Annotated in this window: 23 protein-coding genes; 13 read left to right on the forward strand and 10 right to left on the reverse strand. The window is 42.2% G+C overall.

Features of this window, described 5'->3' with window-relative positions; translation table 11 throughout:
* Window positions 1–97: 97 nt before the first annotated feature.
* The 3 genes from NZ848_RS14070 to NZ848_RS14080 are packed head-to-tail and all read left to right on the forward strand — an operon-like array spanning window position 98 to window position 2,801.
* Entirely contained in the window at window positions 98–895 is a 798-nt protein-coding gene (locus NZ848_RS14070; RefSeq protein ID WP_259016012.1) for an SDR family NAD(P)-dependent oxidoreductase, read from the forward strand.
* Window positions 896–949: 54 nt separating this feature from the next.
* A complete protein-coding gene (locus NZ848_RS14075) occupies window positions 950–2,179 on the forward strand; it encodes an MFS transporter (protein ID WP_259016013.1) in 1,230 nt (409 codons plus the stop codon).
* A 13-nt stretch (window positions 2,180–2,192) separates the two neighbouring features.
* Window positions 2,193–2,801 (forward strand): DUF1684 domain-containing protein, encoded by a 609-nt coding sequence (locus NZ848_RS14080; RefSeq protein WP_259016014.1) that lies wholly within the window; start codon window positions 2,193–2,195, stop codon window positions 2,799–2,801.
* Here NZ848_RS14080 and NZ848_RS14085 read toward each other — a convergent pair.
* Genes NZ848_RS14085 through NZ848_RS14095 form a run of 3 tightly spaced genes read right to left on the reverse strand, consistent with a single transcriptional unit; the run spans window position 2,798 to window position 5,277 of the window.
* The gene (locus NZ848_RS14085) at window positions 2,798–3,430 is read right to left on the reverse strand and encodes an acetyltransferase (RefSeq protein ID WP_259016015.1); all 633 of its coding nucleotides are present in this window, start codon (window positions 3,428–3,430) and stop codon (window positions 2,798–2,800) included. The genes NZ848_RS14080 and NZ848_RS14085 overlap by 4 nt on opposite strands.
* A gap of 52 nt (window positions 3,431–3,482) precedes the next feature.
* Window positions 3,483–4,364 (reverse strand): hypothetical protein, encoded by an 882-nt coding sequence (locus NZ848_RS14090; RefSeq protein WP_259016016.1) that lies wholly within the window; start codon window positions 4,362–4,364, stop codon window positions 3,483–3,485.
* Between the two features lie 49 nt (window positions 4,365–4,413).
* On the reverse strand, window positions 4,414–5,277 hold the full coding sequence (locus NZ848_RS14095) for a DUF58 domain-containing protein (protein ID WP_259016017.1): 864 nt from the start codon (window positions 5,275–5,277) through the stop codon (window positions 4,414–4,416).
* 117 nt (window positions 5,278–5,394) lie between these two features.
* Here NZ848_RS14095 and NZ848_RS14100 point away from each other — a divergent pair, with 117 nt between their 5' ends.
* A complete protein-coding gene (locus NZ848_RS14100) occupies window positions 5,395–5,754 on the forward strand; it encodes a DUF4296 domain-containing protein (protein ID WP_259016018.1) in 360 nt (119 codons plus the stop codon).
* Between the two features lie 26 nt (window positions 5,755–5,780).
* Entirely contained in the window at window positions 5,781–6,515 is a 735-nt protein-coding gene (locus NZ848_RS14105) for a polyprenol monophosphomannose synthase (protein ID WP_101728064.1), read from the forward strand.
* A gap of 1 nt (window position 6,516) precedes the next feature.
* Here the strand turns inward: NZ848_RS14105 and NZ848_RS14110 are convergent, their stop codons facing one another.
* The 5 genes from NZ848_RS14110 to NZ848_RS14130 all read right to left on the reverse strand — a co-directional run bounded on the left by NZ848_RS14110 (window position 6,517) and on the right by NZ848_RS14130 (window position 12,154).
* A complete protein-coding gene (locus NZ848_RS14110) occupies window positions 6,517–8,292 on the reverse strand; it encodes a MutS-related protein (protein WP_259016019.1) in 1,776 nt (591 codons plus the stop codon).
* Between the two features lie 58 nt (window positions 8,293–8,350).
* Entirely contained in the window at window positions 8,351–9,544 is a 1,194-nt protein-coding gene (locus NZ848_RS14115; RefSeq protein WP_259016021.1) for a serine hydrolase domain-containing protein, read from the reverse strand.
* Between the two features lie 70 nt (window positions 9,545–9,614).
* Window positions 9,615–10,121 (reverse strand): hypothetical protein, encoded by a 507-nt coding sequence (locus NZ848_RS14120; RefSeq protein WP_253529367.1) that lies wholly within the window; start codon window positions 10,119–10,121, stop codon window positions 9,615–9,617.
* Window positions 10,122–10,186: 65 nt separating this feature from the next.
* Entirely contained in the window at window positions 10,187–11,050 is an 864-nt protein-coding gene (gene mreC, locus NZ848_RS14125) for a rod shape-determining protein MreC (protein WP_259016022.1), read from the reverse strand.
* A gap of 72 nt (window positions 11,051–11,122) precedes the next feature.
* On the reverse strand, window positions 11,123–12,154 hold the full coding sequence (locus NZ848_RS14130; RefSeq protein WP_101728069.1) for a rod shape-determining protein: 1,032 nt from the start codon (window positions 12,152–12,154) through the stop codon (window positions 11,123–11,125).
* A gap of 328 nt (window positions 12,155–12,482) precedes the next feature.
* Here NZ848_RS14130 and NZ848_RS14135 point away from each other — a divergent pair, with 328 nt between their 5' ends.
* From NZ848_RS14135 to NZ848_RS14165, 7 genes are all read left to right on the forward strand, one after another.
* The gene (locus NZ848_RS14135) at window positions 12,483–13,976 is read left to right on the forward strand and encodes a GH3 auxin-responsive promoter family protein (protein WP_259016023.1); all 1,494 of its coding nucleotides are present in this window, start codon (window positions 12,483–12,485) and stop codon (window positions 13,974–13,976) included.
* A 180-nt stretch (window positions 13,977–14,156) separates the two neighbouring features.
* Window positions 14,157–15,551, forward strand: coding sequence for an MBL fold metallo-hydrolase (locus NZ848_RS14140; RefSeq protein ID WP_259016024.1), 1,395 nt, complete (start codon window positions 14,157–14,159; stop codon window positions 15,549–15,551).
* A 251-nt stretch (window positions 15,552–15,802) separates the two neighbouring features.
* Window positions 15,803–17,572: a signal peptide peptidase SppA gene (sppA, locus tag NZ848_RS14145; protein WP_259016025.1), complete on the forward strand. Its 1,770-nt coding sequence runs from the start codon at window positions 15,803–15,805 to the stop codon at window positions 17,570–17,572.
* Between the two features lie 137 nt (window positions 17,573–17,709).
* Window positions 17,710–18,312, forward strand: coding sequence for a ribosome biogenesis GTP-binding protein YihA/YsxC (yihA, locus tag NZ848_RS14150; RefSeq protein WP_253529382.1), 603 nt, complete (start codon window positions 17,710–17,712; stop codon window positions 18,310–18,312).
* 115 nt (window positions 18,313–18,427) lie between these two features.
* Window positions 18,428–18,886 carry a DUF5606 family protein gene (locus NZ848_RS14155; protein WP_253529385.1) on the forward strand — a complete coding sequence of 153 codons (459 nt, stop codon included), beginning with the start codon at window positions 18,428–18,430 and terminating at the stop codon, window positions 18,884–18,886.
* A gap of 161 nt (window positions 18,887–19,047) precedes the next feature.
* On the forward strand, window positions 19,048–20,049 hold the full coding sequence (locus tag NZ848_RS14160) for an SDR family NAD(P)-dependent oxidoreductase (protein WP_259016026.1): 1,002 nt from the start codon (window positions 19,048–19,050) through the stop codon (window positions 20,047–20,049).
* 262 nt (window positions 20,050–20,311) lie between these two features.
* Entirely contained in the window at window positions 20,312–21,724 is a 1,413-nt protein-coding gene (locus tag NZ848_RS14165) for a tetratricopeptide repeat protein (protein WP_101728075.1), read from the forward strand.
* Window positions 21,725–21,782: 58 nt separating this feature from the next.
* Here NZ848_RS14165 and NZ848_RS14170 read toward each other — a convergent pair whose 3' ends face one another.
* Window positions 21,783–22,877: a phosphotransferase family protein gene (locus NZ848_RS14170; protein WP_259016027.1), complete on the reverse strand. Its 1,095-nt coding sequence runs from the start codon at window positions 22,875–22,877 to the stop codon at window positions 21,783–21,785.
* 5 nt (window positions 22,878–22,882) lie between these two features.
* A complete protein-coding gene (locus NZ848_RS14175; RefSeq protein WP_259016028.1) occupies window positions 22,883–24,367 on the reverse strand; it encodes a DUF4301 family protein in 1,485 nt (494 codons plus the stop codon).
* A gap of 92 nt (window positions 24,368–24,459) precedes the next feature.
* Between NZ848_RS14175 and NZ848_RS14180 the strand changes: the two genes are divergently transcribed.
* Window positions 24,460–25,710, forward strand: a complete 1,251-nt coding sequence (locus NZ848_RS14180; RefSeq protein ID WP_259016029.1) for a glutamate-5-semialdehyde dehydrogenase — start codon at window positions 24,460–24,462, stop codon at window positions 25,708–25,710.
* Window positions 25,711–25,749 lie beyond the last annotated feature (39 nt).

Genomic DNA, 25,749 nt, shown 5'->3' on the forward strand with positions numbered 1-25,749 from the left:
GGCCTCTTTGTTTTTGCAGCCCTAGCAATTTTAGCAATCCGGGGGCCTCATCGTCTTTAAAATTTATTACATTTGGCTTTCAATTTTCTATTCAACCATGCGATTAAAAAATAAAATTACCCTTATAACAGGAGCCGGACGAGGTATTGGAGAAGCCATAGCCCTGGGCTTTGCCAGAGAAGGAGCCGATGTAATTATAAACGAAATAGCAGGCGCCACTTATGCCGAAGAAGTGGCTGCCCAAATACGGGCTATGGGCAGGCGTTCTGAAGTAATTTATGCGGATATTTCAAAAGTGGCTGAAATCAGAGAAATGTTTGGGCTGATTACCCAAAAATACGGCAAACTGGATGTACTGGTAAACAATGCTGGCATAACCGGCTGGAGTGATTTCTTTGAAACAGACGAAGCCGTGTTTGATACCGTAATGGGCGTAAACCTGAAAGGTACGTTATTCTGCTCAATAGAGGCAGCCAAAATTATGCGCGCCAACGGCGGCGGCAGTATTATTAACATTTCAAGTATCTGTGCTACGTTAAGTGTTAAAAACCTCATTACTTATTCAACCAGCAAGGGTGGTATACATGCCATGGCCGAACAAATGGCAGTAGAACTGGCACCTTACAATATCAGAGTAAATACCTTTGGCCCCGGGCCAATTAATGTAGATAGAAACCTGAGAGAAGACCCCAACTACCGTACCAACTGGGGTGGCGTGGTACCTTTGGGCAGAACCGGTGAGCCGGAAGAAATGGTAGGCCCTGCGGTTTTTCTGGCCTCTGACGATTCAAGCTTTGTATCCGGGCAGTTGTTCTTTGTAGACGGAGCCTGGAGCGTGCAAGGCAAAATACCAGTGAACAGTATGGATAGCCAATTGGCTAACAGCAACAAATAATGAACCAGCCAGGGCCTGTTTGCGTTGACAAATAGACCCTGAATATGTTTCAAAATGAGTTCAAAAGAAAAACTACTACTTTTTATACTGGCCTGCATTAATTTTACACACATTGTGGACTTCATGATTATGATGCCACTCGGCCCACAATTAATGCAGATTTTCAATATTTCTCCCGGTCATTTTGGTTTCATTGTTTCAGCTTATGGGCTCAGTGCGGGTATTTCGGGTTTTCTGGCTGCCTTTTTTGTAGATAATTATGACCGCAAAAAAGTAGTACTCTTTGCCTATATTGGCTTTGTGGCAGGTACATTTGCCTGTGCCTTGGCCCCAACACACCAGTTTCTTATTATTGCACGCATCATTGCTGGTACTTTCGGCGGTCTTATCGGTGCCCAGGTGATGTCTATCGTAGCTGATACCTTTGATTACGAATGCCGGGCTACTGCCGTAGGTTATATTACCACTGCTTTTTCTGTTGCCTCTGTGGTTGGCATACCCTCGGGTTTGTTTCTGGCCGCTAAATTTGGCTGGCACACGCCATTTCTGGTAGTAGGGTTTCTGGGTATTGTGGTTATTTTTCTCATTATCCGTTTCGTACCCAATCTTGACAAACATCTGAAAAATAGAGAAACCAAGCCTAATCCGTTGAACGTAATAACCAATATATGGAATAATCCGAACCAGATGAAAGCCCTCTGGCTCTCAACTACCATCATGCTGGGGCATTTCAGTATTATTCCGTACATTTCTCCTACGCTGGTGGCAAATGTAGGTTTTAGCCAGCAGAATATCTTTCTTATTTATCTGGTTGGTGGGCTGCTTACCATTTTTACAGCACCCATGGTAGGCAAACTGGCCGACAAAAGAGGCAAGTACCCTGTATTTGTAGTTTTTGCGTTGCTGTCTATGATTCCTATTTACCTTATCACCAATATGTTTTCAGGCGCGGTGTGGGCAGTTTTATTAGTAGCCGGTATTTTCTTTGTTTTCTCAAACGGCAGGCTGATTCCTACACAGGCAATTATATCAAACGTGGTTAATCCGCAGCAAAGGGGTAGCTTTATGGCTATTAACTCTTCGTTGCAATTGCTTGCACAGGCGCTGGCAGCCAATATAGGCGGTTTTATAATCCATAAAACCGCCTCGGGCTATATTGAAAACTATGCCTATGTAGGGTACTTTGCCATAAGTATGATATTTATCAGTATTTTTATTGCCCGTTTGGTGAATCCAATAGCCCGGCCAATTGTTACTAATGAAAACACCGTAGATGTTTCATAAAAACTGTAAAACTATGATACGGATAACTACCACATTGGCCTATGTATTCATGTTTTTTGCGCTGAATACATTTGCACAGGATTTTAAAACGGAAATTGTAGAGTTCAGGGAAAATTACAAGGAAGAATTTCTGAAGTCGAAGTTTTCGCCGGTAAAAAAAGAAGACTTTCAATATCTGCGCTTTTACGAACCTGACGAGAAATACAGGGTAGAATGCCAGTTTACAGCCACTACTGCCGGCAAGCCATTCAAGATACCGACTACTACGGGCGAAACCAGAACGTACACAAAATTCGGAGAACTGACCTTCATGCTGGATGGGAAGAATTATACCCTTGCCGTTTATCGCTCTCCTGATTTACAACGTATACAACAGTATCGTGATTACCTGTTTATACCATTCAAAGACCAGACCAACGGCAAGGATACTTACGGCGGCGGCAGATATATAGATTTACGTATGAATCAGCTTGAAAAGGACGTTATCATTCTTGATTTCAACAAAGCCTATAATCCGTACTGCGCTTTTGGTGATGGCTTCAGTTGCCCGATACCTCCGCGTGAAAATCACCTGAAGGTGGCAATAGAAGCCGGAGAAAAAAATTATGCTAAGATAGACTAGACTTTCTGTGCAGGGTTGCCAAAAACAGTGGCGTTGTCGGCCACGTTTTCTACCACCACCGAGCCTGCACCCACCCGGGCATTTTTGCCGATTCTGATGCCGGTAACAATTACGGCACCCGAACCTATAAACGCGCCCTCTGCTATATCTACATTTGTGTTTATAATAGCGCCTGCGCCAATGTTTGCAAAATCGGCTACCTGAGCTTCTGCATCAATTACCGCACCCGATTGAATAATACAATGGTTGCCCACCTTGGCAAACGGGTTAATAACTGCATTGGCCATAACCAGATTACCATGCCCGATAATGGCTTCTTCTGATACCACCGCCCGGTCATGAATGGCGTTTACGGGCATTACTTTGCGGCGCTCGTTCAATATCTCTACCAGTTTCTTTTTAACTTTTGTGTTGCCAATGGCCACAAAAGCTTCGGTTTTCTGGCCAATAATTTTCAGAAAACCGTCATCGTCTGTATCTCCCAGAACTACAATTTCACCTATTTCGGTATTATGCAGTTTTTTGTCATCATCTAAAAAACCATATACCAATACGTTGTTTCGGTTGAAAATATCTAGGGTAATCTTGCCGAGCGAGCCTGCTCCAAAAATTAAAATAGGATTTTGCATAATTAAAAATGCTGTGCTTAATAACCGAGTACCTAACCGGAGATACCCTTATTTATGAGTTCAAAATTAGTTCTTCTCTGCGTTTCCGGTATAATTCAACAGCCGTGTCTAACAAAACGTTCATTGCTAAAGGCATATAGGTAGAAAGTATCCCCCCATAAATTGCTGTGTCAACATCCCGTAGCGACTCCTCTAACGATTCGCTTGGCAACCTGTTGATAATTTCTTTACTGGTGTATGAGGTATAAGGCCGGTCTTCCAGCCATTCCAGGTGTTCTTTCCACATAACCAATGCCCGGGCAATATTGGCGCTGTCTAATGTGCCGCGTGCAATTTTACGGTAGCTGCTCACAAAATCTTTATGACGCCGGCTAAAAAGAAAAAGTCTGTATTGTTTCTCAATCCACTTGCCAAAAAGGGCATATATAATGCCCAGAAAGCACAGCAAACCCAAGATGTATCCCAGAATTTTCGGATAGTTAACCTGCTGCTGCAAGGGCATCAGCGTTGTGTCTGTCTTTAAAGAGAGCGAGTCGGTGTCTGATTTTATCATCTCCTTCAGAAAAACCGAATCAAGGCTTGCAAAAACAGCCGTGCAGTCTTTTTTACCCAATAAATAAACAGGCAGGCTGAATTTCTGCGTTTTGCTGATATCAAAGGTTACCAGCGTATACACCACGCTATCGAGGCTCTTGTTGTTATTGGTACTGGTTGTAAAATAATTGCGCCGTACCATTTCAAAGGGGTAGAAATTATAGGTGGTATCGGGGAAGAACACCTCCTCTGCAGGAGCATGTTTATAACTCAGGGCGTAGTCAAAAGGGCGGCCCAGTTCTACACTATCCGTCAGAAAACGGCCTTTGGGTTTCTGCGCAAACAGGTCTGCTCCTGCACACATAACAAAATAAAAAAGCGTGCTAAGTACCATGCGCATAGCCCACCGAATTTCTTTTGTATAAAACAGACGATTACCCCGCATGATGTTATTTTCTGACTCTGAACAATTGTATAAGCTTTGAAACATAATCTTCGCGTGAGTCAATGGCCAGATAATTGGCATTATGTTGTTTGCAGAGTTTTTCCAGCCGTTCCTGATTATTTTCAAACATCTCTTTCATTTCCCGTTTGAATCTGGGAGATGAAGTATTGAGCCACACCGTTTTTTTGCTTTCTTTATCTAAAACCGGGATAATCCCAAGGCTTGGCAGCTTTATTTCCCGCTGGTCATAAATGTGTATCACCACCAGGTCATGTTTACGGGCAAGGGCTTTCAGGTTATGCTCATAATTGTGGTCAAGAAAATCAGATATCAGAAAAACAACGCTCCGGCGCTTTAAGATATTGAGTGCGAATCCGATGGCCGACGTTATGTCGGTCTGCTGCGAAAGCGGCTTCATTTTAAACAGACTCAGAATAATTTCGTAGCCGTGTTTCATACCGTTAGATGGTTTAAAATACAGCTCTTTCTGGTCAGAAAAACAATATAGCCCTACATGCCCTGCCTCTTTAATAGCCGAAAGCGACAACACCCCGCATATTTCTTTGGCGGTATCCAGCTTCAGCTGGCCGTTATTTCCTACCTCCTGCGACGCGCTCACATCGAGCATAAAAAAGACCGTCTGCTCTTTTTCTTCCTTAAAAATCTTCACATAGGCACCGTGGCCTTTGGCGGTGGTAATCCAGTCTATGGCTCGTACATCATCTCCATACTGATAGGTACGCAAGTCGCTGAACTCAAGGCCTGAACCCTTAAATACCGACCGGAAGTTTCCGTGCATTTGTGAGTCTACTGCCTTGCGTATCTTAATTTCGTACTTATTTAATTTCGAAATGATATCCTCAACCACCTGTCTTTCAGAATTTACTTACCATTCTTTTTAATCGATTAACAAACTTTAACGTACTCAATCTCTTATTTTTTTCCGTAATTTGTTGTTTAATCTGAAAACGAAGATAAAGTGAAAATGCTGACAAAAAAAATAATCTTACATTTAGCTCTTATTTCAGCGCTCGCTTCATGTATACCAGACCCCAAAATACCGGCAGATGTAATTGACATGAAAACCATGGCTAAGATTCTGGCAGATGTGCACCTGACAGAGGCTAAGGTAAACAGGCTCACTTTTAATGATTATGATTCAACCCGGGTGGCGTATATTGAACTGGAACGCCGAATAATGGCCAAATACAAAGTAGATACTGCACAGTATAAAAACAGCTATAAATTTTACGTGAAGAATCCGGGACTGATGGTGAAAGTGTATGACGAAACCCTGAATATACTGGACGAACGAAAGCAGAAAAAACAAATAAAAACAGATTGAAGCAACCGCAACACAAATAAAAGTAAATGTTTAAAGACAACCTGGTTATTATACCCACTTATAACGAAATTGAGAACATTGAAGCCATTATCAGAAAAGTTTTCAATCTGGATGAAGCATTTGATATTCTGATAATTGATGATGGTTCTCCTGACGGTACAGGCCTTAAGGTGAAAGAGTTACAGAAGGAGTTTCCGAACGAACTGCATCTGGTTGAGCGCAGCGGAAAACTCGGCCTGGGTACTGCCTATATACATGGTTTTAAATGGGCTATCGAAAAAAAATATGCATTTATCTATGAAATGGATGCTGATTTTTCGCACAACCCTGAAGACCTGGTAAGGTTATACAAAGCCTGCAAAATAGATGGTTTTGATGTGGCCGTGGGCTCGAGGTATATCAAGGGTGTAAACGTTGTTAACTGGCCTATCGGGCGTGTGCTAATGTCTTATTTTGCAGGCGTATATGTAAGATTTGTAACGGGTATGAAAATAATGGATCCTACCGCCGGGTTTATCTGCTACAGGCGTGAAGTACTGCAAACCATACCGCTACACAAAATTACATTTGTTGGTTATGCGTTTCAGATTGAAATGAAATTTAACGCCTTCCTTTATAAATTCAATATCACTGAAGTACCTATTATTTTTACCGACCGCACCAAAGGAGTTTCGAAGATGTCGACCAAGATTTTCAGAGAAGCGGTATTTGGTGTAATTATGATGAAAGTATGGAGCTGGTTTAAAAGTTTCAAGAGATAAACTACACAATGCCCATCTGTTTCATCAGAAACAAGGCATTCATGTTTTGAGTTACGCCTGCTCTTAGCTTGTAATCAAACCGCATTTTGTCGTTTTCTATAATTATTTCAAAACAGATATTCTTTATTTTTTCAGGATACTGCGTAGCCATGGCCGTTAGGTCCAGGTCGTGTGTGGCTATCATGCCAAAAACAGTTTTATACTGCACCAGCTTTTCAAGAAACAATTCAGAGCCCCGCAACTTGTCTTTTGAATTTGTGCCTTTTAGCAACTCATCCAGAATCACAAATAACTCATGCCCCGACGCCAGCAGGTTTACAACCTGTTGCAAGCGGAGCAATTCGGCATGGAAATATGACTCGCCCTCATCTATTGAATCAGAGATGCGCATACAGGTATAAACCTGCATCGGCTTAAACACAAACCTTTCGGCTCTGACGTTAGCGCCTGTCATAGCCAATATCATATTAGCACCTATGGCACGTAAAAAAGTACTTTTACCCGCCATATTGGCTCCGGTAACGATAAATATCTGCTCCTCTTTATTAATGCTGAAATCGTTGTTTACGCTTTTGCCCTTTTTTAGCAGCGGATGCCCCATCTGTGTGGCATCAAGTATCACGGTGTCTGAAATCTGAGGCACGGTGTAGCCATCGTTGGCAAAGTTGAAGCAGGCAACGCTTATCAGCGCTTCCCATTCATGCAGTATTGTAAAGGCGTTCAGTATTGAATCGTTGTACTGAACTTTCCAGCTTTCAAAACGGTGCGCACATTGGTAATCCCACAGAAACAAAGCATTCAAAACAGGGGCAAATACACTGTTACGGATGGCAAAATAGGCCGATACTGTAGCCAGTTTTTGTATAATAACCGATGTCTGCACAGGTTTTGACAGTTCTGCCTGTTGACTACTCAATAAAGTAGCAGAAAATGGCTCATTCTCAATCAACCTGAACAACTCTGTGTATTTCTGCAGATTGGAAGCATTTTTGCTGATATTCAAATAAAGTGAGCTCAGTTTCTTCTGATTCACAAAAGAAAAAACTGATTGGGCTATCAATGTAAGCAGCCATACCCTGAACGTAATTATATCAAACAACCACAAGCCCAATAAAATGGCATTGATGGCCGGCACCAGCCAAAGTAAAAATCTGTATCTGCCCAGTAAATCAACTGGTTCTGTTTTTAGCCATTTAAGAAGCTCCTGGTATCTCTTTTCGTCTTTTTCAAGCAGGTTGCCCGTTGCAAGAAAATCAACCCTCCAAGCTACTTTATTGCCTAGTTCGGCAATGGCCGTTTGTCTATCTTCAATGGCTTGTCTTTGCAAAAAAGGGAATTTCAACTGCCGGGCCAGCGTATCCCTGCCCGACTGGGTAACGGTTCGGTTCAGTAACTGAAATAGCGAATGCCTTCCGAATATATCAAGGTCGAACGAAAAAAAATGTGACTTATCGTGGTACTCCTTTCCATCTTCAAACTGGTCATAGACACCATTTACAGCCGCTGTTTCATTTTCGCAGACTTTGAGCATAGACTCATGAAATTCTATGCGCTCAATAATCTTCTGGTGATAGTTCACAAAAAACAAAAAACAGGCAAGCACCAAAACGGCGCCTGTAACAAGCACAACAGAAGAACCGTCTCTAATGATAACAAACAGAATGTATAACCCGGCAATGGCCAGAAAAAGCCGCAGATAAGAAATGATAGAAGAGGTTGATTTGTTTTTTTTTATATATGCAGTAGCGTGGTCTGCGATGGGCTGATAGCTCTTCATTTTGTTTTTTTAGGTTTTACCCGGTGTATCTAATACCTGCCTTTGAATAAAAAAGTTCTTACTCGTCCAGTATATTTTCTTCTACTGTTGATTTCTTACCTTCATTCATAATATCAACAATCTCTTTTATATTGTACACCGAACGGTTGTAGCGATTGCTCAGCAGTATAATTACGAAATCCTCACGCAAGTCAAAAAACATAATGGTATTGTAGCCTTTCCACCAGCCGGTGTGGTACACGTAGTCGGTTTGTTGTTTGGCATTCACCCATAGCCTGAATCCGTAGCCATAATTGCGCAAACCAGGATACTCAAAACTCCTTGGAAGAATCATTTCTTTCAACGATTCCTTCGATATAATCCTGTTATCTCTTAAAGCATTATACCATTTCAGCAAATCACCGGCGGTTGAAAACACGCCTTTGTCGCCGGTTATATCGTCATAATAATCTTTTGGTAACCTTTGCCCGAACTGGTACCCATAGGTACGGTTGATATTGAGCGAGTCATTTTTAGAGGTAGCAATGAAAGAATCTTTCATGCCCAGCGGCACAAAAATGTTCTGGCGCATGTATTGGTCAAAGCCCATACCTGTTACTTTCTCTACCAGTGCCGCTAAAATGGCAAAATTGGTATTGTTGTAACTAAAGAAATGATCGGGCAGGTTAAAAATTGCCGGAGTAGGTTTAGTAGTAGCAAACCACTTCATCATTTCCTGGTTGGTTGGGTAAATTTTGTCTCCTCTTACAACCTTATCAAAAGTATACTGATAATAAGGTAAACCTGAGCGGTGGCATAGCAGACTTCTGATGGTTACACCCTCATAGGGGAAATCGGGGTAATAGTCTTTAACTGTGTTGTCAAGCCCAAGTTTGCCTTGCTCGCTCAGTTTCATTACAGCTACAGCCGTAAATGTTTTGGATAGTGAGGCCAGCTGAAATTTAGATTGCAGGGTATTTCGGACGGTGTCTTTAAAATTGGCGTAGCCATAAGCGTTTTGGTAAACTACAATCCCCTTCTGTGCAACCAGTACGGTTCCGTTAAAGCCCTGTGCCTGTTTCTTTTTCATTACTTCTTCAATCAGCCCGGCTTTTATATCGGCTTTGATGTCTTTTCTGATACGTGCTTCTCTCTTTCGGATAGCAGCGCTGTCTACGGATGGTTCAGACGAAGAAGCATCAGTAGATTTTTGTTGACAAGAAAAACTGAAAACAGAAAATAGAATGGCAAGAATATATAGCTGAAAACGCATTTTTAAAACCCAATAAATAAGTTTTACAATTACTTTTTATACGATTAAAAAAATCGTTTTTAATGGCCTGTCAGTTTCCTCTAACGTACTGCAGAATAATAATCATAAATGAAGTAAACACAACACTGCTGATTACCTTGAGAATGGTAATAAGAAAAAACGTAAACCCGCCCGCTTCTATAAAAAACAGAGCCGTGTGATGTATAAGGGTAAGTATGAAAATATATCTCACAAATCGCTCTGCTCCCATGTCTTTCAATGAGATGACTATCTCGTTATCAATACCTTTGGTTGGAAGCAAAAACTTAACAATGCTGCCGCGGCTATACCCTACCAGCACGCTTGCAGCTGCATGCACCCCGGCTGTATTATAGAAAATATCAACCAGCAAACCGGTAAGAAAACTTATCAGAATAACCCAGAGGGTCGGAATCTCATAAGGCAACAATAGTATACAGGCAACATATACAAAACAGAAGGCCACATCAAAAAATACAAAATTGCGGAGCACCACTATCTGTAAGATGAGGTAAATGAAAAAGGTTACTATTAACTTTATGACGGTCTGGGAGTTCATTTAAAGTCTTGCGTATAATTGATACAATGCACAACGGGTACCCGCTGTATGGCTGGTCTGCAATATTATTTTTTAACTTCGGGTCTGGTCGATTCTTCGAGTTTTTCCTGCTCTTTTTTCAACTTGTTATTCACTACATACACGTACGATATGTTCTGAAAATCAGTTGCCAGCTCTACCTCAATATCAAAAAATGCTTCATCTTGCTTTGTGCCTATTTTACTGATTCTACCCACCATGGTTCCTGAAGGGAAAATCACGTTCTGTTCAGATGTCATCACGGAGTCACCTTTCTTGATAGGCTTGAATCGCCCGATAGTTGTCAGCTCAATAGACCGGGGGTCCAGCCCTTCCCATTTGGCAATACCTAATGCTTTTTCATTTTTGGCGCGCAGGGCTTCGCTTCTTACCTCGCTTGAAACATTAAATTCTGAATGCAGAATGGAATACACACGCGAGAAGTGGTCTGAACATTGCATAACCTGCCCAACCACACCTTGCGGACAAATAACGCCCATACCGGGTTCAATGCCGTCTAGCTTACCCTTGTTAATAGTAAGGTAGTTCTTAGACAAGTTAACCGTATTATTAACAACCTTGGCAACCTTAAATTCAAACCGGGAGGCATAGGCCGAATCTACCTTGTAATAGTCTCCCTCGCGGCCTTTTAATTCCTGCATGGCAATCATGGCGCGCTTCAGCTCGGCATTTTCGGTTACCAGCTGCTCGTTTACATTACCGAGGTTCATATAACTCTTCACATAGTTTGATACCTCCAGGGTTTTGGCAGCGTAGTAGTTTGAGGTATTAAAGAATGAGACATCCCAGTAATAATCGTTCTTCACTATCAGCCAGAAACTCAGCATTTCTAAAATCACAAACAACAGGAAATTTCGTATCCGATATATCAGACGGAAGAGTTGCGACATAAGTCTTTATAAATTAAAACTATAAGCTACGAGTAATACAACCCGTAGCTTATAGTTTGAAGATTACTAAATCTACTGAACAATAACGGCTCTGTATTTCTCAATATTTTTCAACACTTCTCCGGTACCGCGCACCACGGCACGAAGCGGGTCGTCGGCCACATGGATAGGTAATTTTGTTTTTATAGCCAGACGCTTGTCTAAACCATGCAACAAGGCGCCACCACCGGTAAGGTAGATGCCGTTTTCGTAAATATCTGCAGAAAGCTCTGGTGGAGACATCTCTAATGCACGCATGATAGCCTCTTCAATTTTAGAAATTGATTTGTCAAGGGCATAGGCAATCTCGCTGTAAGTTACTTTAATTTCTTTCGGAATACCCGTCATCAGGTCACGGCCACGGATTTCGATATCAGCCGGCGGATTATCCAGGTCTGGCAAAGCTGCTCCTACCTGAATTTTAATAAATTCTGCCGAACGCTCACCAATCAAAAGGTTATGCTCGCGGCGCATGTAATCAACAATATCTCTCGTAAATAAATCACCCGCAATACGGATAGACGCCTCACACACAATACCCGAAAGCGCTATTACTGCAATTTCGGTAGTACCACCACCAATATCGGCAATCATTGAGCCATTGGGTTGTTCTATATCAATGCCAATACCAATAGCTGCTGCAATGGGCTCGTGCACCATGTAAACCTCTTTGGCTCCGGCGTGCTCGCATGAATCTTTTACCGCACGTTTTTCAACCTCAGTAATGCCTGACGGAATACAAACCACCATGCGGTGCGATGGTGAAAAAAACCAGTTACGACCAGTTTCAATCATTTTTATCATTCCCCGAATCATCAATTCGGCGGCGGTAAAGTCAGCAATTACACCATCTTTTAACGGACGGATAGTTTTTATATTTTCGTTCGTTTTTTCATGCATTTGCATTGCTTTATGACCAATGGCCAACACTTTTCCGGTAATCTTGTCTAAAGCAATAATTGAGGGTTCATCTACAACTATCTGGTCTTTGTAGATAATAAGGGTATTTGCCGTACCCAGATCAATCGCGATGTCACTCGTGAGAAAATTAAACAATCCAGCCATATTGAGCTTTATGAGTTAATAAGTTTTTTAAATTTGCCCGCAAATTTACAATTATTATTTGCAAACTTCTGTGAAAAATAAATTTTTTACTTTTTAATTGGCCGAATAATATAAATACTTTGCAGGGCATAGAACCCCGCCGTTTTTTTATTTTCCTTAAGTTTAGGCCCTTAATTTTCGCAGTATGTTGGCATGGCGCCGCTTAATCGTTTCTACGGCGCTTTTACCTTCTTTTTTATGTACTGGCAAGCAATGCAGTATTAAAACTTACCAAACTAATAACGACCTGTGAACAATATTTATTCTAAACTCCTATATTTGCCACATTATGGGAATACGGTCAATTTTAAGCAAACCGCTGGCAGCTTATGTTGTTGCCCGGCAAAAAAAATGGATGGCCCGTTCGGCAGAAGTGCAGGCCGGATGGAGAAAAACGCTGGTTGAAAAAGCAACCGATACCGCCTTTGGCAAAGACCATTATTTTAAGGATATCAGGTCTTATGACAATTTCAAGCAGGCGGTTGCTGTAAGAGACTACGAAGACATAAAAGATTATGTTAATCTGATTCTCGACGGCCGTGAAGATGTTCTCTGGCCGGGTAAACCTCTCTACTTCGCTAAAACCTCTGGTACTACCTCTGGCACCAAATATATCCCTATTTCAAAAGACTCTATCCATAATCATATTAACTCGGCCAAAAACGCTTTGCTCAATTATATTCATGAGACAGGTAAATCGCAGTTTCTGGACCACAAGCTTATCTTTTTATCTGGTAGCCCGGAGCTGAAAGAAAAAAACGGCATACATATAGGCCGTCTGTCCGGAATCTCTACCCATCACGTACCTGCTTATCTGCAAAGCAACCGGATGCCGTCTTTTGAAACCAATTGCATTGAAGACTGGGAAGAAAAACTGGAGAAAATAATTGATGAAACCATCAATCAGCCCATGAGCCTCATATCGGGTATTCCGCCCTGGGTACAGATGTACTTCGACCGCATTCAGGCTCGTACGGGCAAAAAGATAAAAGATGTGTTCCCTAATTTTGAATTGTTCGTTTATGGCGGTGTTAATTTTGAACCCTACCGCGCTAAACTGTATGAGTCTATCGGCAAAAAAATTGATTCGGTAGAGCTTTTTCCGGCTTCTGAGGGATTCTTTGCCTATCAGGATAAACAGGGCGACCCAGGAATGCTGCTGCTGTTAGACACCGGCATTTTCTATGAATTTATACCTATTGACGAATATTTCAACGAAAAACCAACCCGCCTGAGCATTGAGCAGGTTGAACTGGGTAAGAACTACGCGCTCGTAATAAACAATAATGCAGGCTTATGGGGTTACTCTATCGGCGACACCGTAAAGTTCGTATCCCTTGACCCTTATAAAGTAATAGTATCGGGCCGTATCAAGCATTTTATTTCAGCCTTTGGCGAACACGTGATTGGGGAAGAAGTAGAAAAAGCAATGAAGTTTGCCTGCGAACGCCATCCGGAAGTAGAACTGATTGAGTTTACAGTGGCGCCAATGGTAAGCCCGGCAGAGGGTTTGCCTTACCATGAATGGCTTATTGAATTTGCCACACCGCCAAAAAACATAGCTCAGTTTGCCGAAGACCTCGACAAACGAATGACCGAACTGAATGTTTATTACGACGACCTCATAACCGGAAGCATTCTTCAGCGCCTGGTTATTACACCGCTGAAACGCGATGCCTTTATTACCTATATGCGTTCTCAAGGTAAACTGGGTGGGCAGAATAAAGTCCCTCGTTTATCCAACGACCGCAAAATTGCCGACGTGCTTGGCAAAATGGTTTAGCCGATTGCCATCTCAATCATTAATCAATAGTTTTGGCTGGCCCTGCGCTTTGCGCGGGGTAAGTTTTTTTTTGACCGGGCTGCTGAAGTATCTTGTTGATTCGGCACCTGATGAATGGCAGATGAACAATTTTTTATAAATTCACGTTGACAAAAGCAAACAGAACACATCAACAAAAGCATGAAAGTCGAACAAATCTATACGGGCTGCCTGGCTCAGGGTGCCTATTATATTGAATCAGACGGAGAAGCTGCCATTATAGACCCGCTGCGTGAAGTAAACACCTACCTCAACAAAGCCCGTAAAGACGGAGCCACCATAAAATACATATTTGAAACCCATTTTCATGCCGATTTCGTATCGGGGCATCTCGAGCTTTCGCAAAAAACACAGGCGCCCATTATTTATGGCCCCAATGCCAATCCTGCTTTTGAAAGTATCATTGCCACCGACGGACAAACATTTCAATTGGGCGAAATAAAAATAAAAGTGCTGCATACACCGGGGCACACCATGGAGTCTTCCTGTTATCTTTTGTTTGACGAACAAGGAAAAGAATACTGCATTTTTACCGGCGATACCCTTTTTATAGGCGACGTGGGCAGACCAGACCTGGCCCAGAAGTCGGACCTAACGGTTGAAGACCTGGCAGGTTATTTATATGATTCGTTGCATGAAAAGATTATGCCCCTGCCCAACCACCTGATTGTGTATCCGGCACACGGTGCAGGCTCGGCATGCGGCAAAAACATGAGCAAAGAAACCTACGACACCCTCGGCAATCAGAAACAGGTAAACTACGCTTTGCAGCAACAAACCAAAGAAGCGTTCATCAATGCCGTAACAGATGGTTTAACGCCTCCGCCTTATTATTTCCCTAAAAATGTGCAGCTAAACAAAGCAGGGTCAGCAAGCCTGGAAGCCGTAATGCAGACCGGCATGCAACCATTGTCGCCAGAGGCTTTTGAGGCAGCAGCCAACGAAACCGGCGCGGTAATTATAGACACCCGCCAGCCAGAGTACTTTAAAGATGCCTTTGTACCCAACAGTATCAATATTGGCCTGAAAGGCGACTTTGCACCCTGGGTTGGCACGCTGATAACCGATATTAATCAGCCGATACTTTTTTTAGCCAACGACGGCACAGAGCAAGAGGTAATTACGCGCTTATCAAGAGTTGGTTATGATAACATTATAGGCTACCTGAAGGGCGGCATAGAAGCCTGGCAGGCAGCGGGCAAAGAAACTGATAGTATTGTTTCTATTTCGGCAGAGCAATTTGCCGAAGAATATAAAAACGGCAATAAACTGGTAAAAGATGTGCGCAAGGCTACTGAGTTTGAGACCGGGTTTTTAGCCGGTGCAACGAATATTCCGCTGGCTTACATCAGCGAAAACATGGCCGAGTTTTCTAAAGACCAGACCAACTACATACACTGCGCAGGTGGTTACCGGTCTATGATTGCCAGTTCAATCTTAAAATCAAGGGGTTTCGATAACGTCATAAATGTTGATGGTGGCATAGGAGCCATCAGGCAGTTTCTGCCGGTGTCAAACACCGTTGTCACAAACTAAAAATCCGGCACCTGTCAACTGAGTTTTACAGGTGCCTTTTTTTATCCTTTCAAATTTCCTCTTAGCTAATACTTCTGCCATTTATCAAAATATCTGTACTTATTAATGTGGCAACATATATTTTTGCAATTAATAATTATTTTTGAAAAACTATCCGGAGCTAAACCGCAACTAAACAGCTACCCTGAGGTCTTGAAAAAGTAATTCTTATACATGAAAACACTAAATTAACTATACCGTTTTAAAAAATTATGTTACAATTCCTGAAATACGTCTTTGCGACAATCGTTGGGCTGCTTTTGTTTTTTGTAGTTTGTTTCTTTATACTGGTGGGTATTGGCTCATTGATGTCTAATTCTGACGAAAAAACATTTGTATCAAAAAACTCCGTTCTAAAATTAGACCTTAATCAGATAATCCGAGAGAACACACCTCAGGAGGATCCCTTCACCGAGCTTCTTTCTGGTGGCAGAGGCCCCGGGCAGGTAGGTTTACCTCAAATAAAAGAAGCTATTGCGAACGCCAAACTAGACCCGAACATCAAGGGCATTTACCTGCATGCAGAGTACCCTACAGCCGGTTTTGCTACGCTTGAGGAAATCAGAGGGTATTTGGTTGACTTCCGGAAATCAGGAAAGTTTATTTACTCTTATGCCGAAGTGATGTCTGAGGGCGCTGTCTATTTATCAAGCGTGGCCGACAAAAGCTACCTTAACCCAAGTGGCGGCCTGGATTTTAACGGACTAAGCGCCAAATATACTTTTATGAAAGGCCTTTTTGAAAAAATAGGCGTGAAGCCCGAGATTTTCAGAGTTGGTGAGTATAAAAGTGCCGTTGAGCCTTTCATCAGAACCAATATGAGTGATGCCAACCGCGAGCAGACACAATCTTTTATAAACGACATAGCCGCGCGCTTCTATGGAGACATCTCGGAATCGAGAAAAATCCCAATGGAAGAACTGAACAATATTCTTAACAACGCATTGATTCAGGAACCGTCTGATGCCGTAAAATACAAACTAATAACCAACACAGGCTACTGGGACGAATTTGAACAGGCATTGAGAAAAGCTGCCGGAGAAGAAAATGACAAGAAAATATCTTACATCAGTATTCATAAATATCTGAAAGCCGAGAAGTTTGTTAAGGAAGGAAGCCTGTCAAACAGAATTGCCGTAATTGTAGGAGAAGGAGATATTGTAACCGGAGAAGGCGAAGATGGCTCTATTGGTTCAGACAAAATCATTAAAGAATTGCAAAAAGCTCGTAAAGATAACAAGGTGAAAGCCGTCGTAATCAGAATCAACTCGGGTGGTGGTAGTTCGCTGGCGTCTGACATCATGTGGAGAGAAATAGAATTGACCAAAAAAGTAAAACCGGTTATTGCCTCAATGGGCGACTACGCCGCTTCCGGTGGATACTATATGGCTATGCCTTGCGATACCATTGTGGCACGCCCTACAACCATAACCGGGTCTATTGGTATATTTGGTATGCTTTTCAATGTTGAAACCCTGATGAACCAGAAACTGGGCATTACTTTTGACGGCGTGGGTACACACCAATATTCAGATTTTCCTTCAGCGACCCGCACCATGAGCGATGCCGAAAAAATGATGATTCAGAACAGTGTTAACCGCGGGTACGAAGAGTTTACATCAAAAGCAGCCAAAGGCCGCCACATGAGCATTGAGAAATTGAAATCTCTGGCAGGTGGAAGGGTCTGGACAGGCAAACAAGCCAAAGAAAATGGTCTGGTTGATGTTTTAGGAGGGATGGATGTTGCCATCAGTATTGCAGCTAAAAAAGCAAAATTAAAAGAAGGAGACTACCGGGTGAAATACTACCCGATACAGAAGACCGGAATTGAGGCCTTTATGGAGAAATTCGGCAAGGAAAGAGAAGAAGAAAAACTAAGGGCATATCTGGGTACACTGGCGCCATTGGCAAAACAGGTTAAAACCTTACAAAGCATGGATAAACTACAGGCCAGAATACCATTTGAAATGGAGATAAAGTAACCGTTGCCCGTAAAGCAAGGCTTACAAACCAGAAGAAGAGAGAAAAAAGTACTACCTTTGTGCTTTGTTCTCTCTTCTTTGTTTAAAAGAATGAGATACCCAAGTCAATAATTTGTATTGGCCAACAGAGAAATGTTATGAAGCAAACAGAAGCCAAATTTGTACAGAGTGCCTCCGACTACCGTAAGAGCCCAAAACCTTTACTGCCCGAATACGCGTTTATCGGCCGGTCAAATGTAGGTAAATCTTCATTGATTAATATGCTTACGGCAACCAAAAATCTGGCTAAGACCTCGCAGACACCCGGCAAAACCCAGCTTATCAATCATTTTATGGTTAATAATGCATGGTTTCTTGTTGACTTACCCGGCTATGGTTTTGCAAAGGCCCCGAAAGCCGAACGCGACAAATGGGATAAAATGATTTGGGACTACCTGGCCTACCGCGAAAACCTGATGTGCGTATTTGTACTGATTGACATCAGAATTGAACCACAAACCGTTGACCTGAACTTTATTGATGCGCTGGGCGAGAAGGACATCCCGTTTTATATCATATTTACCAAGGCCGATAAAGTGGGCAAAGTTACAGCCGAGCAAAACATTGACTTATTCAAAAAAACAATGTTAATGACCTGGAGCAAGGTTCCTCCGTACTTCGTAACCTCGTCAGAAAGAAAAACAGGCCGTGAAGAATTATTGAAAGCAATAGAAGAGTTAAATCAGGCATTTAAAAAATAATTTATAATTTTGCAGCCGCATTAGCCGTTGGTTGTCTGACTCCGGCTATTTACTGAATTTTTTATTCAATTACTCAAACAATTTGAGGCTTAGCCTTAAAAAAGCTTAACATCCAATGGAATTACTTAGAGACATTGCCCATATATCGGGAAAAAGCGGATTGTACAAAATTTTAAAGCCAGGCCGTAATGGCGTAATTGTAGAAACCCTAGATGACAAAAAACAGCGTGAAATGGCAAGCGCCAATGCACGGGTTTCTGTTTTAAAAGATATTTCAATCTATACCGAAGACCACAATAAGTCAATACCACTTTCTGATATTTTCCTGAAAATCAGAGAAGTACATGGAGAGACTGTTGAAGAAACCTACAAGAATTTCTCAAACAACCAGCTTTTTGATTTTTTTGCAGATATAGCGCCTGATTTTGATCGCGAGCGCGTTTATGCGTCTGATGTTAAGAAAATCATCACCTGGTATAACGTTCTTTCAAAATATTTACCTGAAGTTTTTGAAGCGCCAGCGGCTGAAGAAGTAACCGAAGCCACACCGGCGGCTGAAGAAGCAAAAGCGTAATATTCTGTATACAGCACCCAAAACTCCCTTGTTGGCTTACAGTTCAATAAGGGAGTTTTTGTTTGCATGCCCTTTGCCAAAACCACTCACTGCTTTTTTTTAGCAGTTTTGCTATTACCTTTGCAAAACATAGAATACAGGCCAGTTTAATAGATATCTATATGAAACGCATACTTATTACCGGAGCGAACGGACTTCTGGGTAGTGCAACAGCCAGACGATTTGCCCAAGAAGATTTTGAAGTACTGGCTTTATGCCGTGCAGAAAGCGACCTGAACTCATTGAAAGAAGTAGCGGACAAAATAAAAATTGTTGAGGGCGACATTCTGGACATTAAATCGTTAGAGCAGGCTTTAGAGAAGGTAGATTTTGTTGTGCACACCGCGGCAGTGGTTTCTTATGCGCCCAAAGACAAAGACCGTATGCTGAAAGTAAACGTAGAAGGCACCGCCAATGTAGTAAACACCTGCCTGATGCACGGGGTAAAAAAGCTTTGCCACATAAGCTCTATAGCCGCCTTAGGAAAACCAGATGTGCAGTTAAAGCTAACATCCCCATCTATTGAAATAGATGAAAACCAGAAATGGGAAGAATCGCCCATTAATTCACATTATGCCAAAACCAAGTATCTGGCCGAGCTTGAAGTATGGCGCGCTAATGCAGAAGGCCTGCCTGTGGTAATAGTAAATCCATCGGTTATTCTTGGCGAAAGCGACTGGGGCAAAAGCAGCACTCAGCTGTTTAAATATGCTTATGACGAACACCGTTTCTATAGCGAAGGCAACTTGAACTATGTTGATGTAAATGATGTGGTAGAAGCTGTTTATCAACTCATTAACTCTGACATTGACGGAGAAAGGTATATTCTGAACGGTGGAACAGTGAGTTATAAAGACTTTTTTACAAAGGCCGCCGGCTTGTTTAATAAAAAACCGCCAACCAGAAAAGTGTCTCCGGTTCTTACTGAAATCATCTGGCGTTTAGAAGCCTTCCGCTCTATGCTTACAGGTAAAGCTCCGCTGATAACCAAAGAAACAGCCAAAAATTCGCTGATGAAATTTGTGTACAAAAACACCAAAATACAAAACGCCTTGCATTTCAAGTTTACTGATTTTGACGAAACCTTAAAGCGGGTAACTGTGTTTTTATTAAAGAACCGATAGTGTATTTAATAAAATTGATTTTCAATAATTTAGCTGGAAGGCCAAAAACCAAAAGAAATTAAATTGGCCCTGACTATTGACTTCTAACAAAAAAACATTATATTTAATCATTATTCTTTTCTATTTGTCATCATTGAAAAGCTTAATCAAAACACTTTTATTTTTTTTGAAGCCCGTTTATATATGATTAAGACTTATCTGAACAAATTTTTATAAAATTACCGTCCTATGGTTGGGCCGTAAAAACTTTGGGTAATCTTACATGCAACACGAATTCAGCGACAGATTCGAAAACTTCGATGACGCAGATGTAAAAGCGACTGTCGAACGTTTTGAAGGAATGCTCAAAAGCGGAGAAACGGTCTTCTTTGACGAGGAAACGTTTGAACAAATATCTGAATACTATATTCTGGCAGGTCAATGGGAAATGGCCATGAAAGCCTGCTCAATGGGTTTGGAACAATACCCCTACTCACTTGATCTACTTTTAGACCAGGCCCAGATACATGCTAATTACGAGCAGTTTGAAGCAGCGCTGGAAGTGCTCGACAGGGCTTCGACATTCAACCCCTCAGACAACGAAATTACCTATATGCGTGGTGTAATCTGTAATATGATGGGTAGTTATGAAGAAGCCGTAGAGTACCTGAGAGAGGCTCTGTTGATTTCAGAAGAGCCGGAATCTGTCTATTTTCAGCTTGCGCAGACCTACCAGAACTGGCAGAAATTTGAAGAAGCGGCGCATTTCTATAAAAAAGCAATCAAGTATCAGTTTAATGAAGAAATAGCTTTCTATGAACTGGTTTTTTGTCTTGAACAACTCAAAAAACTGGAAGAAAACATAGCTTATTTTCAGGAACTGATCGATAACAACCCTTATTCTTACCTGGCATGGTTTGCATTGGGTATGGTATACGGCAGGCTCAATAATCATTCAGATGCAGCCTATGCCTACGACTACTCGGTTACTATTAACGAAAAGTTTGCCTCAGGCTGGTTTAATCTTGCCTACACTTACATTAATATGGAAAACCATATTGATGCCAAAGAGTGTTATCTGAAAGTACTTAAATATGAAAAACCTACGGCTGAAGTTTACACGCACCTGGGCATTGCCTGCGAAAAACTGGAGCAGTTTGATGAAGCATACAAGTATTATAATGAGGCAATAAATCTGGATGAGAACTGGGACGAAGCCTGGTTTGGTCTGGGTTCAGCATTGTATGAATTAGGGCGTTGGTATGAGAGTTATCATTTTACCCGAAAAGCCATTAAGCTGAACGAAATTAATGCCGATTATTGGTTACTATTGGCAGACACCGAGGCAAAAATGGGAAATCTGGTATCAAGCAACGAAGCCTATACCCACGCCATAGAACTAGACCCCAAAAACATAGACACCTGGTTAAGCTGGTCTTTGTTGTTTTTTGAACAGAACGAATACAGCAGGGCATTTGAAATTATTTATGATGGTATCAATGAAATACCAGACGATGCCGATTTGTTTTACAGGGCGGCGGTTTATCTCATTCTTGACGGCAACTTTAATGAAGCCTATCATTATCTGGAAACCGGCCTTACACTTAATTATGACGCCCACGCTCAGGTTTATGATTTTTTCCCGAACCTGAATACCCAGAAGGCATTATTCAGAATTATTGAGCAATACAAATAAAAGCAAAAAGGGCTACTTGAAATCAGGTAGCCCTTTTTGCTTGATGATAATACCGTTCTTACAGCATCTTGCCTTTATCTACCGATACTGTACCTTTTTTTGACAAAGCCTTTACACCAAAAATAAGGTCGGCAAAGCGCTCGTCTTTGGTAAGGCCTTTTTTGTAGCGGCCATATATCTGCTGAATCACCACTGCGTTTTTGAAAAGCCCAAATACGTAGAAGTACAGAATATTAGATACATCTCTTCCACTTTTTTCAGCGTAGCGGTCTGCAAACTCCTGGCGGGTCATATTTCCCGGCAACCACGACAAGTTAAAGCCTTTCTCAAACATACCATCAGCGGCCTCAGCCCAGTAAGACAGCGTGGTACCTAAATCCATCCGCGGGTCACCTACGGTTGTCATTTCCCAGTCAAGCACAGCCAGTATATCGGCCCAGTCATGCGCATTCAGCACCAGGTTATCATACTTGTAGTCATTGTGTATCAAAGTGGGTTTCCCTTCCGTTGGCATGTTAGCTTTCAGCCATGCTGCCAGATTATCCATGGCCGGAATCTCATCCGTTTGAGACACCAGATAACGCTTATACCAACCATCAATCTGCCTTTGAATATAACCTTCAGGCTTGCCAATGTTTATCAGCGCCGGATACCCCTCATGCTGTGCCTCAATGTCTATGGCATGTAAATTAACCAGATTATCGCACAAAGCCTCAGACATCTTACGCATCAGCGCAGGCTCAACGGTGTTTATTAGTTTTGGTGCGTCTTTAGCTCTCAGAATCACCCCCTCAACGCGCTGCATGATATAAAAAGGGCAACCCATTATGCTTTCTTCTTCTGCGTATATAACAGGCCGGGGTATTTTTTTGTACCCGCTGTTTTGCAAAGCAGTAAGAATCTTATACTCCCGGCCCATATCGTGGCCACCTTTTATATCTTTTGCACCAAAAGGAGGCCTGCGTAAAACATAATCGTTACCAGACGTTTTTAACAGGTAAGTAAGGTTTGAGTACCCACCCGGAAACTGCGCTATTTCTACAACCGGTTCAAAATCCGGCAACACCCCGCTTAAAAAATCATTAAGTTTCTTCAAATCAATTTCTTCGCCCTGCCTGATTCCAGTTGGAGAATCTATCCTGATAGAGTTCATGTGCGTCAGGCTGGTTGGTGCTCGTTTCTTAACAAGTCGTTTACCGTTTTAACCGGGTTAAAAGTAATTAGAGGTACCTCAACAAAAAGCGTATTCCAGTCAGACATCGCACCATTCCATAAGCCAGGCAACTCTTGCGCCTTCAGGTCTTTACCACTCTGCGACTTCTGGGTAATAAAGCCGGTTTGCGGGTCGCGGAAATGCAACAGATTAAATTTATTGCCTTTATAATCTTTTACCGAGCATACCAGATCCACCGGGTTAAAGTGTGTGGCTTTCTGGAAAATCTCTTTCTGTTCAGGGTTATCCAGATCAATCTGCGCCGATTCCACAACCTGTAATGACACAGAGTTGTCGGGGTCTTTTGCCCAGAAAGGCCCACCCCCGGGCTCGCCAACGTTTTTCACCATACCACAAAGGCGTATCGGCCTATTTAGTTTACGTTTACAGTAATCGGCCTTGGCATCAAACGAATACGCTCCGAAGCCTTCCGGAGGCAGCGTACAAAGTTTAGTTTCAAGAAAGTCCAGTATCTCGGCCAGAAGGGCTTCGTTTATTTCTTCGTTATATAGTTTCTCAAGATATCCGAAAATCTTATCCTGATACTCCAGTAACACACCCGCCAAAGCTTTTTTATAGAGAATAGTTTCTTTTTTAAGGCGGTCTGGCACCACATTGTCAACGTTCTTGATAAAGATAATGTCGGCCTCCTGCTCATTCAGGTTTTCAAGTAATGCGCCATGCCCTGCTGGTCTGAACAACAACTCATCATCTGTCGTGCGAAAAGGCGTATTATCCATATTTACGGCAATGGTATCGGTTGACGGTTTTTGCTCAGAGAAACTGATGCTATATTTTACACCATGTTCTGCTTCATATTTTGGCAGTACAGCGTCAATCAGCTCAACAAATTTCTTTCTGTGTTCTGGCGAAACTGTAAAATGGAGCCTCACTTCTTTGTTACTATTGGCATATCTGGCACCTTCAACCAGATGCTCTTCTACCGGGGTGCGTGCGGTTTGTCCATAACCATGAAAATGCAAAAGGCCCTTCGGCAAATTACCATAATCAAGTCCTTTGCTGGTCAGTAAATGCTCCAGAACCGTTTTATAATCGGCCGATGCCTCCCCTATGGTTTCAATCAGCTTGTCATAAAAAGCAAAATCTTTCAGGCGTTCCAGAAACTCATTTACTGATTTATCCAGCTTCCCTTCATCTTTGGCCGAAAACAAAGATTTAAACATACGGGTAGCCGCACCAGATGCCGGCACAAACTTCAATAATTTCAAATCATTGGCTCTTGAATCAAAGTAACCGGCATATTTATCGGCCTCAGAGTCAGAAAGAGAGATAATGCCATCGCCAATTGTGGCTGCTTTAATTACATTCAGATACGGAAACCCCTTCTTGAAATTTTCTATCTGTTGCTGAATGGTTTCAAGGCTTGCCCCGCGTTGTGTTATTTTGTTAATGTCTTTTTCAATAAGCATGTTACTTGTGAGTATTTATACTTTCGTTTGTAATTATTGCGATGTAATTTTACGAAAAATTAGAATCAAGGCAATACATTGGGGCGAAATTTATGAACAGCATTTTTCCACTTCTTCAGGCTACGCAACAGGCATCGGCAGGTATCAGAAATTTATCAGCAATACAGAAAGCACAACTACTGAACAGGCTGGCCAATGGCATTGAGCAGTCGAAGGAGCTTATTATGGCAGAAAACAAAAAAGACCTTGACCTGATGGATAAATCAGACCCCAAGTATGACCGCCTTCTGCTGAACGAAAGCCGCATTCAGGGCCTTGCCGATTCTTTAAGGGAGGTTGCTCTTTTACCCGACCCCACTGGTGAAGTTATGCTTAATAAAAAGCTGGAAAACGGCCTGAATATTAAAAAAATAGCAGTACCAATGGGTGTGGTAGGCGTTATTTATGAGTCAAGGCCTAACGTTACTGTTGATGTTGCCGCACTTTGTCTGCGGTCGGGCAATGCCTGCGTGCTGAAAGGCGGCAAAGAAGCCAGTTTTTCTAACCAATGCCTTGTTAGCCTTATACATCAGGCACTTGAAGAAGCAGGCTTAGCCAGAGAGGTGGTATTGCTGCTACCCGTTGACCGTAAGTTTACTGAAGAACTTCTCAAAGCCACCCGTTTTGTAGATATTATTATTCCGCGGGGTTCAGACTCCCTCATTCAGTTTGTTCGCCAGAACTCGCTGATTCCCACCATTGAAACCGGCGCAGGTGTGGTACACACTTATGTAGAAAAAACAGCCGATTTGGGGAAAGCCAAAAACATAATAATCAATGCCCGGGTATCGCGCCCGTCTGTTTGCAATTCGCTTGATTGTGCCATTATTGACGAGCACATTCTAGGTGATTTTCTACCTTTACTGATAGAAGATTTAAAGCAGTGGAACGTAGAAGTATATGCCGATGCCCCCGCATTTGCAGTACTTAAAGAGGCAGGTTATACCAACCTGCTTGAGGCCAGACCCGAAGATTTTGGTAGAGAGTGGCTAGATTATAAAATTTCTATTAAAACCGTAAAAGGCATTGACGAAGCCCTGGCGCATATCCAACAGCATTCATCAAGGCATTCGGAGGCTATTCTGACAGAAAACCAGGCACTGGCCAATCAGTTTTTGGCAGAGGTAGATGCCGCAGCTGTGTATCATAACGCTTCTACCCGTTTTACCGATGGCGGGCAGTTTGGCCTAGGCGCCGAGATTGGCATCTCTACGCAAAAACTCCATGCGCGCGGGCCATTTGCTTTAGAAAAACTGGTAACCGAAAAATGGGTAATAACCGGCAACGGACAAGTGAGATGGTAAAGGGCTGGTATAAATTTTTCATTAGTTGAAATATAAAAA

The sequence above is a fragment of the Emticicia fluvialis genome, assembly GCF_024793945.1.
GTDB classification, from domain to species: Bacteria; Bacteroidota; Bacteroidia; order Cytophagales; family Spirosomataceae; genus Emticicia; species Emticicia fluvialis.